The sequence below is a fragment of the Okeania sp. KiyG1 genome (genome assembly GCF_014132355.1).
Classification (GTDB): domain Bacteria; phylum Cyanobacteriota; class Cyanobacteriia; order Cyanobacteriales; family Microcoleaceae; genus Okeania.
This window is the reverse complement of record NZ_BLZO01000012.1, coordinates 1-14,408: the sequence shown is the minus strand read 5'-3', so window position 1 is coordinate 14,408 and position 14,408 is coordinate 1. Positions and strand designations below refer to the sequence as shown.

Annotated in this window: 7 protein-coding genes; 6 read left to right on the top strand and 1 reads right to left on the bottom strand. The window is 37.0% G+C overall.

The annotated features are described in order from the left end of the window. Positions 1–113: 113 nt before the first annotated feature. Positions 114–1,109 carry a phosphoribosylformylglycinamidine cyclo-ligase gene (gene purM / locus SAGCYANO_RS01400; protein WP_202218460.1) on the bottom strand — a complete coding sequence of 332 codons (996 nt, stop codon included), beginning with the start codon at positions 1,107–1,109 and terminating at the stop codon, positions 114–116. 513 nt (positions 1,110–1,622) lie between these two features. Here purM and SAGCYANO_RS48785 point away from each other — a divergent pair. The 6 genes from SAGCYANO_RS48785 to eno all read left to right on the top strand — a co-directional run bounded on the left by SAGCYANO_RS48785 (position 1,623) and on the right by eno (position 14,061). Beyond that, the gene (locus SAGCYANO_RS48785) at positions 1,623–2,660 is read left to right on the top strand and encodes a septal ring lytic transglycosylase RlpA family protein (protein ID WP_202218453.1); all 1,038 of its coding nucleotides are present in this window, start codon (positions 1,623–1,625) and stop codon (positions 2,658–2,660) included. A gap of 2,090 nt (positions 2,661–4,750) precedes the next feature. Next, complete coding sequence (locus tag SAGCYANO_RS01390; RefSeq protein ID WP_202218452.1) at positions 4,751–6,316, top strand: bifunctional pantoate--beta-alanine ligase/(d)CMP kinase; 1,566 nt, start codon at positions 4,751–4,753, stop codon at positions 6,314–6,316. A gap of 376 nt (positions 6,317–6,692) precedes the next feature. After that, positions 6,693–7,727 (top strand): polysaccharide deacetylase family protein, encoded by a 1,035-nt coding sequence (locus SAGCYANO_RS01385; RefSeq protein WP_202218451.1) that lies wholly within the window; start codon positions 6,693–6,695, stop codon positions 7,725–7,727. Positions 7,728–8,317: 590 nt separating this feature from the next. Continuing rightward, positions 8,318–9,565 (top strand): FtsX-like permease family protein, encoded by a 1,248-nt coding sequence (locus SAGCYANO_RS01380; protein ID WP_202218450.1) that lies wholly within the window; start codon positions 8,318–8,320, stop codon positions 9,563–9,565. Between the two features lie 2,385 nt (positions 9,566–11,950). Continuing rightward, positions 11,951–12,406: a hypothetical protein gene (locus SAGCYANO_RS01375; RefSeq protein WP_202218449.1), complete on the top strand. Its 456-nt coding sequence runs from the start codon at positions 11,951–11,953 to the stop codon at positions 12,404–12,406. Positions 12,407–12,774: 368 nt separating this feature from the next. Next, on the top strand, positions 12,775–14,061 hold the full coding sequence (gene eno, locus SAGCYANO_RS01370) for a phosphopyruvate hydratase (RefSeq protein WP_202218448.1): 1,287 nt from the start codon (positions 12,775–12,777) through the stop codon (positions 14,059–14,061). The last annotated feature ends 347 nt before the right edge of the window (positions 14,062–14,408 follow it).

Below are 14,408 nucleotides of genomic sequence, written 5' to 3'. Positions count from 1 at the left end.
GATTGATAATTGAATAAATTACTTTAGCGATACTGCTGACGCAACGCTCCGTGAACGCCTACTCCCTCATCAATAAATTCCTCCCTAATTTTTGCTCAATCCATTATCAAAAACTAACTAACTTCACCTATACAATAAGCTTTTATCCCCTGAGAGGCAAACCAATTAATCGTTATTTCTGCTTGAGTCGGTGACACCAAAACCACAAAACCAATCCCCATATTAAAAGTATTAAACATCGCCTCCTCTTCAACATTTCCAACGGCGGAAATCCACTTAAAAATAGGAGGAATATCCCAACTGCTTTTATCTATATCAATAGACATTCCCTTTGGCAAACAACGAGGTAAATTTTCTGGTAAACCACCCCCAGTAATATGAGCCATACCATGAATATCTAAACCTGCTTTTTGTGCTGCTAAAATTGGTTTGACATAAATTTTTGTTGGAGTTAATAATGCCTCTCCTAAACTTGTTTTATTCAAATAATCTGGGCAATCTTGTAGAGAAATATTGTACTCGTCAATAATCTTTCTCACCAAACTAAAACCATTACTATGAACACCACTACTTTCCAACCCGATCGCCACATCGCCCACTTGTACCTGAGAGCAATCCAAAATCAAGCTTTTTTCCACAATTCCCACACAAAAACCAGCTAAGTCGTACTCACCAGGTGGATAAAAACCAGGCATTTCAGCAGTCTCTCCTCCAATTAAAGCACACCCCGCTAAACGACATCCTTCAGCAATACCAGAAACCACTTCAGTTAACTGTTGCTGATTCAATTTTCCTGTTGCTAAATAATCCAAAAAAAATAGAGGTTCCGCCCCCGATGTCAACACATCATTAACACACATAGCAACCAAATCAATACCAACAGTATGATGACGGTTAAGAGTATTTGCTAATTTTAATTTTGTGCCCACACCATCAGTACCCGAAACCAAAACAGGTTCTGTGTAGCCACTCGGCAAAGCAAATAAACCACTAAACCCACCTAATGCTCCTAAAACTTCTGGTCGGTGGGTGCTAATAACCATATTGCGGATATTATCTACAAATTCACGACCCGCTTCAACATCAACACCAGCTTGTTTATAATCCATCATGTCTTAGGCCAAAACTTTGATTGTGCGCTAGACAACAAAATATTAAGAAACCCATTTCTGAAAGACTCTCGATCTTACAAAGGCAATTTCATAAATCCCTGCTTTTGTCAGGATGTCTAGCCTTTAGAAGTTTATCATCTGTATTGCCTCTATGAAATTAACCAAATTTTTTTTCTAATTTGATTCCCAATCTGAAAAGTTTGTGATACTCTATTGCAGTCTCTTAATAATACTTAAACATCGAAGAGTTTGGGTTATCCGGAATAGTCTTAGCTGGACTATGCCCAGATAAGTTCAATTCAACGAGTGCTCCTTGACATACTCCCGACGTTGTACTTTAGCGACAATCGGGGATTCTTCAACCCGCACGCGGAGTTGCAGTTTATACAGAGAGAGGTGATGTCCTCCCCCTGTCTCCCTCAGTATACAATGTTCTGGCTCTCCCATACGGCGCTGAATCAAATATTACAGCGCGGGAATTCCCGCCAGGAAAGTTAAAAAAATAGGTTTATGAAGCACAAAATTTGGACTTTTCTTACTACTTTCTTGATATTTTCTAGTGTAGGTGTAGGTTACTCTTATGCAGAGACTCTTCAAGAAGACAACTTTTATAAAAAAAACGAACCAATAGATAAAAGCTTAGAAACAAATGATAACTTACAGAAAACTGTTGCCAATAGGCAGACAGATGTGATGAAAGTTGGAGAATACCAGTTAAATACAGGACAAGGGAAAGATACTGTCACTGAAATTTTGGCCCATGAACTAACTGGTCGTCAAGCTGCAACTCTCTATGTTCGTAATATTCCAGTTCTTACTTTTCTTGATTCTCAGGATAAGAAGGCAAATAATATTAGTTCAGAGTCTAACTCAGACTCTTCGGTGAAAGTAGCTACTATTCAATCTTCTCATTCCAATCAACAAAAAGATCCTGTGTGGCGAGCATCAATAGTTGCCTCGAAACTAAATCAATTGATGCAGGAAAGTCCCGATCTGGAGATTACAGCTAAGTGGGATACATATACCGAAAGCTACATGATTCTGGTCAATGACCAAAAGTTAGTAAAAATAGATGGACAAACTATTCTTCCAGATACTACTAACGATTTAGCCACAGATACCCTACAAGCAACTAACCGTCTAAGACGACAGGTTAATAATGCCCCTCCTTTAAAAGAAATAATGGGTAAACCAAAACCAAAACCACAGCCAGAACCACAAAAAATAGCTGTTGGACCTATTACTTTCCAATATCAAGGTTGGGCTTCTTGGTACGGCCCTGGATTTCATGGTAACTTAAGTGCCAGTGGCGAACGTTACAATCAATATGCCATGACAGCAGCCCATAAAACTCTGCCTTTTGGAACCAAGGTACGAGTAACTAATCTCAATAATGGTAGTTCAGTCATTGTCAGGATTAACGATCGTGGTCCATTTATTCGAGGCAGAGTTATTGATTTATCTGCTGCGGCGGCTCGTATTTTAGGTATGATTCAGAGTGGAGTTGCTCCTGTAAAAGTTGAAGTTATTGATACTCGTGGGTCTTAATTTTGGTATTTACAGGACTTACGCAAATTGACCTTTGAAGCACCATCTGTAGGGGCGAATGGCATTCGCCCTAGCCATAAGTAGAGTCCCTGGGTAAGTCCTGATTTATTTATTTAATTTTTCACTCTACATGACTACAGGAGTAGTGACTCTATTGACATCCGATACTGTTTTGTTAAGGTTTGCTAACAATGCACAGCAAGATTAACCTGCTTCAGGGGTATCTCCCAATGTCTACAAGAAAACCTGTAGACGCAAATGAATTACTTACCGAAAATTTGTGGTATAAAGCCTCCCCTTTTAAGGGGATAAAAAGCGGTCGTAGTGCAGCTTCCCGAAGGGTGGGATGGCGAGGAAACCTGCGCCATATCCAATCGACCAAGAGAAGAAAAAATTTCATGATTAGTCAATCCTATCCGTTTTAAAGGAGAGGTAATTCTAAATTCGCGCATTCTAAATTCGCGCATTCTAAATTCTTGAAATCGCCTTGGTTATCGGCTCAACAGAAGTTTTAATTACTTGACCATGAAGCGCGGCAACTTATCAGGATAGCGGTTACTTAGTGGTCTGGTGAGCGCACCACAAACTACTCTGTTTGCTAGATTTTAGCATAATCTATACAACTAGGTCGGTATAGCTGTATCAATATATATAAATATTAGTAAATCAACAATAGTTAATTAGCCTCCTTTTTTCTGTTGTTTAAGTAAGTACCTGTGCAAAATTAATTTAACATTTGTCACTAGGAAATAGGGAATAGGGACAGGACTTACGCAAATTCTTAGACAATACGCTATCGGTAGGGGTTAACGGCCGTTAACCCCTACTAGATATGGCGCTTGGTGCGTAAGTCCTGAGGGAATAAGAAATAAAATATGCTTATGTTTGAGCAGTCGGTCTAAAAATCAATTTCCTTACTTATTTAAAAGAGCATTAGACATCTCCAGAAAAGAGGCAGTAGGCAGTAGGCAGTAGGCAGTAGTGGACTGTTTGATCTTAAATGTTGCATTAGAAAATGGGGTGATGGGAACCCACCTAACCCCTCCGGTGGAGGGGAATTTGGGGTGATGGGGGGATGGGGTGACGAAAAAGCGCTCTGCACTATTTTAGGTGAAACAGTCCAGTAGGGAGAAATAATTGGTAGTGCGTCAAGGAAGTGTGGGGAGGGTGGGAAGTTGGTTCCTGTGGATTGATAATTTATGGATAAGAATTGATTTGATTTTTGATTTTTGGAGATGTCTATTAGATTATTGGGGTGGGGGCGGGTTCATCTAATTGGTTAAGACTTATTAATTTAAGGTGAAACCCGCCCCTACTATTGCAACATTTTAGGTGTGTCACGCCACTACTTAATCTTTTGTTTACAAATAGCCTCTAATATCATGTCCGGTTGAATAGTTATAAATAAACGACTCAGGACTCAGGAGGAAAGAAAGAAGAAGAAAGAGAAAGTTTTTTTTATCACTAATTATCCGGACATGATATAAGATGACAATCAAATATACAATTAATTTTGTAATTTTACTTGACTACTTGGGTAATTATTCAAGAATTTAGAATTAAGAATGCGCGAATTTAGAATTACCTCTCCTTTAAAACGGATAGGATTGATTAATCATGAAAATTTTTCTTCTCTTGGTCTGATGGATATGGTTAGAAAACCCATCCATCCCACCCTTCGGGAAGCTGCGCTACGACCGCTTTTTATCCTCTTAAAAGAGGAGGCTTTCAACCACGATTTTTCGGTAATCGGAGGCAAATTCATGTGAATTTGTACAAAATAAACTTGAGTAAGGCAATGCTTTTAAAAGCTCTAGTTATATGCAGCTTCATCAATATTAGATATGATTTTACAGCGCTTTTCATTTCGATAGACTATTGTAGGGACGAATGGCCATTTGCTAACGCAAAGCTGCGCTAACGCCCCTACACAATTTTTGTTTTGTTGTGACGATGTGGTTTAGAGATCGGCAAAAGCGCTGTAATGTTTTTACTGGTAAATCATAATAACTTTCTTCTATTCTCTCCTAGGAAAAAATATTTCTGTTACTATTACCAAGACCCAATTATCAATATTATTTTTATAAAAAATGCGTTTATTTACTACTATTGCAGGTTTGCAATGCTATTTAAACTTATTGAAAAATGACCTCAAAAAATCTCCACATACTGTTGGTTTAGTACCAACAATGGGAGCTTTACACCAAGGACATTTAAGCTTGATTAAGCGTGCTAGAGAAGAGAATAAAATTACTGTTGTAACTATTTTTATTAATCCTTTACAGTTTTCTCCTACTGAAGATTTCCAACAATATCCTCGACAGTTAGAAACAGATAAAGAACTATGCGAACAAGAAGGAGTAGATATTATTTTTGCTCCCACTCCTGGAACGATGGGGATGGAAAATGAGCTGTCTACTAATGCTCAAAATCAGACAACTACAGTTGTTCCTCCATCTAGCATGACATCAATTATGTGTAGTCTTTCTAGACCTGATTTTTTTCAAGGAATTGCCACTATTGTAACTAAATTATTGAGTTTAGTTCAGCCAAATAATGCTTATTTTGGGCAAAAAGATGCTCAACAATTAGCAATTATTAAGCGGCTAGTAAAAGACCTCAGTTTGTCAGTTAATATTATTTCTTGTCCAATAGTTCGTGAAGCTTCAGGATTAGCTATTAGTTCTCGCAATCAATATTTAACTGTCGAACAAAAACAACAAGCTGCCATATTATATAGCTCTCTTTGTCATGGTAGAAAAGTATTTTTAGAAAATCTAAATGCAGCAAATATTGTAGAAAAAATTAAAAATGCTGTGCAGGAACAATTGGCAACTTTACCATTTATAAAACTAGAGTATGTAGAAATAGTAAATCCAGAGAATTTACAACCTTTAGAAAATATTCAGGATATAGGTTTATTAGCGATCGCTGCTCATATTGGTTCTTGCCGTTTAATAGATAATATACTTTTGAGAAACCGCAAACCAATAATTGCCATTGATGGTCCTGCTGGAGCTGGCAAATCAACAGTAACTAAATTAGTCGCACAAAAATTAGGACTTTTGTACTTGGACACAGGGGCAATGTATCGAGCCGTAACATGGATGGTTTTACAGGCTAATATCCCAGTAGAAGATGAACCCCAAGTAGCAGAATTAGTCAGTCAATGTCAGATTAGCTTTAATGACCCTGAAAATAACCATGTCATTATTAATGGCCAGGATGTTACAGAAGCAATTCGGACCAGGGAAGTTACAAATAATGTTTCAGCTATTGCAGCTCAGGCAACTGTCAGGTATTTTATGGTAGAACAACAACAAAAATTTGGAACGAAAGGAGGAATAGTAGCAGAAGGACGAGATATTGGTACTCATGTATTTCCCAATGCTGAACTAAAGATTTTTTTAACAGCTTCTGCTGAAGAGCGATCGCGACGACGACTGCTAGAGTTACAACAAAAAGGTCAAACTAATATCAGTTTAGAACAGGTAAAAAAAGATATTATTCAACGAGACCAAAAAGATGCCAACCGGAAAATTTCTCCCTTAAGAAAAGCTCCAGACGCTATAGAAATTAGTACCGATGGTTTAAGCATAGCTGAAGTTACTCAGAAAATTGTAGAACTTTACACACAAAAAAATCCACAAATATAGTTCATTTAATCCGGAAAATACTTATTAGATTAAGATTAGTGAGATGAAACTCAGGAGGAGAATCAAGTATATTATTTTTCTCAATAAAAATATTTTTAAGAATAGCTATTATTTTCATTAATTGATAATTGATAATGGATAATTGATAATTACCTCGGGTTTTAACCGTTACGGAATTGAATATAAGGAAATATCCTAGCACTTTTTTTACCATTAAAAGGGTCGGCTTTAAACCATAATTATTTAATTATTAATTATTATTATTTTATTAATTATTCGGTAAAAATAATAGTTATGTCGCCTAAAAACTAGAAAAAAACTTAAAGATAGCTGAAAAAATCAAACAATTAGAATCACAAAGGTGTGTAGGAGAAATATGACAAATTTAGATTCACTATCCAGACAAGGAAAATCTTTAGCAACAGTGATAGCTGCTAGTGGAAGTTTCTTAATCGGGATGTTATTGCCCATGGAAATATGGACAAATCAACAAACAAATACAAAAGCAACTACAGTTAAAACAGCAACAAATACAGATACAGTTAAAATAGCAACAAATACAAAACAAATAAATCAGTCAGCAAATAACAAAGAAACTCCATTAGAAGTAATTAAAATTAGTTCTGTTGTTGCTAAAAAAATTAATAATACCAAACAACAACTGAGGGAATTAGAATTAAAAACCTTTAATTTTAGCGTGCCCAAAAGATTCCAAAGTCAAACAATTAAAAATGTTACTCTTAATAGCAAACAAAAAGTTATTTCCTTAACCTTTGACGACGGTCCGTGGAACAAAACCACAGAACAAATATTAGAGATTCTCAAAAAACATAATATTCGAGCAACTTTTTTCGTAGTCGGCCAACATTTAAACGTACGTCAAGAAATAGGCAAAAAAATTGTGGAAGAAGGTCACGTTATTGCTAACCACACATGGAACCACCCTTCTAGAAGTAGTAAAATGAGTTCAGACCGGATCAAAAGCGAAATTGGACGTACAGCAGACCTCATATATAAAATCACAGGTAGGACTACCAACCTATTTCGTCCTCCTGGAGGTGTCCTGGTTAATGGTTTAGCTGACTACGCTAAAGAACGGAAACACACTGTAGTCTTATGGTCTGCTGATTCCGTAGACTGGTATTACAGGTCAGCCCAAAAAATTACTAAAAAAGTTTTGAATAAAGCCAGTAATGGTGGAATTGTCTTACTACATGATGGTGGTGGCCCAAGAGGTCACGTTGTTGAAGCTCTACCCAATATTATTGCTGGGTTGAAAAAGCAAGGTTATGAATTTGTTACCATACCAGAATTACTAACAATTAAAGATAGAGAGCTACATCAGGAAGAATTAGCAAAAAAAAGAGAAATTAAAAAACAAGAAACAAAGGCAGAAGCGAACAAGGAGTAAACTATATAATTAATAATTAAATAATTCAGGTTAAAATCCTTCCCTTTCAAGGGGAAAAAATTTCTTTTTTTCCTTGAGCTTCAACCCTCTCCCTTTTCAGTTATCAGTTATCAGTTATCAGTTATTAGTTATTAGTTGTAAAAATTATGAATGGTGAAGTGTTAGACTGGTGTACCTTAAATAATATGAAATACGCTGTAAATCCAACGGCATAAGAGAAAGATTTGATTTTTGATTTTCTACTTCCCGAATAATTAAGGTTTGCTGATTAAATCTAAAAGTACTGAAATATAAAGATTTTAGCATTTTTTAGTTAAAAAAGTCCAAGCTTAATGGTCATAATGGTTCAAAAAATTAGCATTTTAGGCGGCTTTGTTGCCCAGAATAATCAAGGGATTATTCTTCCTCCTACCTCCTCTATAATTCCCATTTCTCCTGTCTCCCCCTCCTGGGAGGGGAAGACCCACCCTAACCCCTCCTGGGAGGGGAGGGGCGAGGGGTGGGTTGTCTCCTACCCTTACCCATAAGACTTTTTCAGCAAACCCTAATTGTTGATCAACCCATCTATTAGTACCTTTGACCAAAACAAAATGGCTTCTATAGCTCGCAAAAATTTATTAGAAGATATTCCTCGATTTATCGTAGCCCAAGCAGGAATATTATTTGCAGTCAGCTTAGTGACAATTCAAACAGGCATATTAAATGGGTTTGCTCGTTCCACAACCCTACTAATAGATAAATCCAATGCAGATATTTGGATCGCCTCTAATGAAATGGTCAACTTCGAGCTGACAGAACCCCTAATTTATGGTCAATTGAATCAAGCTAAAACAATAGAAGGTGTCCAACAAGCAGAAGCTTTAATTTTAGGCTCAGTGAGATGGCGGCCTCAGAATGGAGAAATGAGTCCATTAATGGTGGTGGGATTTAATCCAGATGGACAACTGTTTAACCCAGGAAAAGTCATTGAGGGTAACGTCAGGGACCTAAAGCAACCTTTCGCAGTGATGGCCGACCAAAGCAGATTATCCAGTATGCTTGCAGAGGGAGTAGGAACAACGGCGATCGCAGGTTCCCTACCAGCAAAATTAGTGGCAGTGACAAAAGGTACTCAATCAATTGTATCAAGTACCTTATTATTTACATCCCTAGAAAACGCTAACACATATATTAGTGCAGGTATTAACGCTGAAGTTAACTGCAAAGTTGTAGGAGCAGGAAATCTTCAATGTACAAAAGTAGTAGAAAAAAAAGACCCCACTCAAAAGTTGGAAGAAACACCAGCACCAAAAAATTTAGAAGTAGCAGATCCGATCGCTTATATATTAGTCAAAGCTAAACCAGGTGAAGATTTACAAGTATTAAAACAAAGAATAGAAGAGGCGATACCAGATACCAATGCTTACACTAAAAATGAATTATCTGAAAAAACCAGATTTTTTTGGTTGGCACGAACAAATATTGGTTTAGTTTTGGGAATGGGTGCAGTAGTAGGTGTAATTGTAGGCATAGTAGTGGTTGCCCAGATTTTGTATTCATCTGTGTCTGACCACCTGAAAGAATTTGGTACTCTCAAGGCAATGGGTGCATCTGATAAGGAGTTGTATGCAGTAATTGTGGAGCAAGCAATTTGGATGGCAGTTTTAGGTTATCTCCCTGGGATGTTGGTGTGTTTAGGGTTGAGTGGTTGGGTGGCAAGTAAAGGAATTATTATTTTGATTACACCTTTGTCTGCACTTGGAGTATTAGGTGTAACTGTTTTTATGTGTGTCGGGTCAGCTTTCTTTGCTATTCAAAAAGTAACTCGTATCGATCCTGCAATTGTATTTAAAGCTTAGAGATAATTTCAATTGTTGGTCGCAAGTCGATTTGAAGAAGGTTGTAGGTGGTAGTTTTAAGTTTGGTAGTTCTGGTCGCGTAATGGTATATGGGAGCTAACAACACCTAGTAAAGTAGTAGTAGTAGGGCGTCTAGACTAAAATTGTGAGTAAAATCTAACCCTCCGATCCCCCCTATCCCCCCTTAGAAAGGGGGGACTGTTTTATTCTCCGTAGACACGGGGACGCGGAGACACGGGGATAGAGGCTTTTATAGCAGTCGAAGTAAAGGTTAGGACAGGTCAAAAGCTTAAAACTCAGACAACGTAATACTTTTCCTTCTTCCTTCTTCCTTCTTCCTTCTTTCTTCTGCTATAATTTATGATATTAAGTTGACTTTTCACCATTTTAGTCAGAGCAAAAGGGACGCTTATTGGCTGAAAAATCGGCAAATTTTGATAAATTTCACTGTTCCACGATCCCCATTACTCCCGTTCTCTCGCTCATCGTTAATCTACAATACTTTGAAACAGCCCTGCCCTTAGAAAACTATCCCTGATAAGGAACTCCTGAAACCTTGATGGGAGGGTGGGGAGGATGGGGAGGTGTGGGGAGTGTGGTCCGTAAGAATATTCAAAAAAACATCTAATTCAATACACTTTTCTGAGGAAAAAGCCTCTCAAATGATTTACACATAACTTCTCACTAATGTCCGCGTTTTATGTTAAGAAAGATGTTTATAAAGCATAGCTTAGAAAGGGGGGTTGGGAGAGGTCTTCATTTTCTCAAACTTACCTAAATTCTAAAGCTAGAGGTGCTAGTAGCAAAATCATATCATAATCGTATTTTTAAGATTGGTATAACTTTTTATGCTAAATAAAATCAATGAATTCAGAACAACTTATTTTTTTATTTATAATCATACCAATTTAATGCGAGACTTTACAGAACAGGACTTATACCAAATCCCGTACAGATATACCCGTTATATTCCACCCTATAGAGACTTTGTATGCAAGGTATCTACAGAGTTTTCGCGGTTTTTTCAAAACGGGTCTGTTGGACTCGGATTTGGTATTACGCAGGGACTCTACAGATAGCTACTCCCTTCCCGGCACAAGATTATAATTAGTGTAGTACTAATGCCATTTGCGTTCCGCAGAGCTGCCACTAATATCAAATCCGTTTGAGCGCAAACCCTAGTTATTGACACTCCACGGGATAAATCCGCGTGGATTCGTGACTAGGAGTTGTAAATCGGGTTAAAACCTCGATTTTCAAATTGCTCGCAACAACCACATTGCCAGTACCATACCGTAGTACGTATACAACAGCAGTCCACGCTTACGGTGTCAATTGCCACTACTCTCTCCGGCCAAAAGACCATTGAGCCTACTTTTTAAGTTTAAGGTTAATTATAACACATTTTTTGACTACGGATTAAAATCCGCGCCCGTCGTTTCCATCCACTGCTTAAAAGACGGTGGTTTCCCACTTACCGAAATTTTACGATGAAAACTGCTATAAGCAATCTATAACTGTTTAACCGAATTTGATATTAAAAGTAAATTTGCGTAAATCCTACAGAGTTAGGTGTTACCTATTAGGTGCTATACCAATTTGATGTGAGACTCCACAGAATGATGAAATTTATTAACTTGTCTGTTTCGATCTACAGTTAACTCTGATTAAGATATTATTCTATGCAACTTTATATTAATTTAGTATTAAGTTTTTGCACTTTGAATCAAAGAGCGGTTAAATTTTCCAGAACTCAAATCTACCGATCAAAAAGTAGTTTTTTAAGTGTCTATCTAATCTTTACTATCTTTGACAATCTTTACCTAGCTAAACCAACAGATATACTCTTTATCCTATTCCTATAAAAATATAGAATCTTAAGCAAATTGGATGTTTTTTCATCAAAAAAAGCCAAAAATACATTGATTTTTCTTAACTTTAAGTAAAGCTATTATCTAAATTTTTCTAGTTGTTTATACAAATAGAGATAGTATATATCAAACCCTTCAATCAATTTTTGTATAGTAAAAAACAGTATATTTGGGAAAATCAACTCATCATTAATATTCAACTAGAACTCATAATTTTGATATGAGTACAAAATTAAGTAATTTTACTGATTATTAAATGTATAATTTTAAATTTATTAATTATAAATTATAAGTAAATACAACTAAATATTGAATAAAATGATACAAATAATGTGATTTGCCTTGAGCTGAGTCACTATGACCTAGTGATATAGAACAAAATTTACGCCATAATGCTCACTAACACCCCGAGATCCAAATCACTATTCTTACAATACAATTACTGGTATATATAAATTAATAAAATAACTTAGATCGTCAATCATATAAGTATAAAATTGAGGACAGACTAAAAATGTCTAATATCAGCAAAAGTAAAATTGAATATAACGAGCGATCGCTTAGAACATTAGCTAGAGCTTTAACTATGTCTGAGGGTGATTTTTCCCTAATTTTAGTCCGTTGTAATTCTCCAGAATTAAGAGAACAGATTCTCGAAAAACTTAAACAAGAATACCCTGTAGAATACCAAGAGTTAGCATTAGACCACTCTACTGATACCCTTTACTCTAGTATCAACCAAAATTTAGGCCCGATTTCCCCAAAAGCTTTGATGGTTAAAAGTTTAGAATCAGTTAATACTCTAGACAGATTATTAATAGCAGCTAACCTACTCAGAAATAAATTCCAAAACTTTCACTTTCCATTAGTATTGTGGGTGACAGATGAAATCCATAAAAAATTAATTCGTGTAGCACCAGATTTTCAAAGTTGGGCATCGGCAATTAGCTTTAATCCCAAATCTGCCTAAGCCTAACTTTAAAATTTTAAATGATTAGTATAATTTAATTTTATAACTCGTTCAAATTATTTATCGTTTACCGTTGAGTATTTTCTGAAAATATCCAGATGAAATATGCCTTCTCAGTCTAGACAATTATCAAAAAAGTATAAAAAGATACATATTAAATTAGTGCTTAGTGATATTGCAAGAGAATTAATAGAATTATTAAACATTTTTGATATCTAGCTCAAAAGCCGAATTAACCTTTATTCTGTCAGTGGAAATGCTAAATTTTGCTAATTTGGGTTGACAAAGACAACTCCCCATAGCGCAAGAAACCTGCCATTAGTATTTAGCCAACACCATTAAATTTGACAGAATAAGGAAGAAAAAATATGGAGACAGGTATTGAATCAATCCAGGCCAGAGAAATTCTCGACTCCCGTGGTCGTCCAACAATAGAAGCAGAAGTCCAACTAGCCAATGGTATAGTTGGCCTGGCCCAAGTGCCCAGTGGTGCATCTACAGGTAGCTTTGAAGCCCACGAACTTCGGGATGGGGATAAAGGACGCTACGGTGGTAAAGGAGTACTCACAGCAGTAAAAAACGTTGAAGAAAAAATTACCCCTGCCCTACTAAAAATCAATGCTCTCAACCAAACCTCAGTTGATAGCAAAATGATTGAAACAGACGGCTCCCCCAATAAAAGTAATTTAGGCGCTAATGCTATCCTAGCTGTCTCCTTAGCTACTGCTAAAGCGGCCGCTAATGCTGTGGGTATGCCACTATACCGCTATTTAGGAGGACCACAAGCCAGTCTGCTACCAGTACCTTTAATGAATGTAATTAATGGTGGTGCCCACGCTGCTAATAATGTAGACATTCAAGAATTTATGATCGTACCTGTGGGTGCGCCCTCATTCAAAGAAGCATTGCGCTGGGGTGCAGAAGTCTTCGCTACCCTCAGTGGAGTTCTAAAAGACAAAGGTTTACTAGGTGGAGTAGGAGACGAAGGTGGTTATGCTCCAAACTTAGGCTCAAACCAAGAAGCATTAGATATATTAATTGCAGCTATCGAGAAAGCCGGTTACAAACCAGGAGAACAAGTAGCTCTAGCATTAGACGTAGCTGCTAGCGAATTTTACAAAGATGGCAACTATATTTACGACGGCGCAACTCATTCTCCCACTGAATTGATTGATTATTTAGCTAGTTTAGTCGATCGATATCCCATCGTTTCCATAGAAGATGGCCTACATGAAGACGACTGGGACAGTTGGGTACAGCTCACCCAAAAATTAAGTAGCAAAATTCAATTAGTGGGAGATGACTTATTTGTTACCAACCCTTCTCGTTTACAAAAAGGCATTGATATGAGTGCTGGTAACTCAATTTTAATTAAACTTAACCAGATCGGTTCCCTGACTGAAACTCTAGAAACTATTGACTTAGCTACTCGTAATGGTTTCCGCTCAGTTATCAGTCACCGCTCGGGAGAAACAGAAGATACAACTATTGCTGACTTGGCAGTAGGAACACGAGCAGGTCAAATCAAAACAGGTTCTCTCTGTCGAAGCGAACGAGTAGCTAAGTATAATCGACTTTTACGGATCGAGGATGAGTTAGGCGATCGTGCCATTTATGCGGGTGCAGTAGGTTTAGGACCAAAAGGCCGAAATTAGGTTAGTGGTCTAATATCATCAAAAACTAAGCAACAACAGGAAAACTATGAGGGATAGAAACTCAAATGGGTTAATACCAGAGTTTCTTCCCATTTATCACCAATTAAGCCAAAAGTTGACTGTTGACTATAGTAACTTTCTCAACTAAACTTGAAACTATCAAATCTGTTAAATCCTTAATCAGGAAAGTTTTTGATGGAAAATCAAACTAACGTTTCATTCATTGGCACAGGGACAATGGGCTGTCCAATCATATTCAAATTACTTGACAAAGACGAGTGGAAGAGAGTGAATCAAAGAGATAAAAAAGCAACAGAACCAGCGACCGCGATAGGCGTAAGTACCTT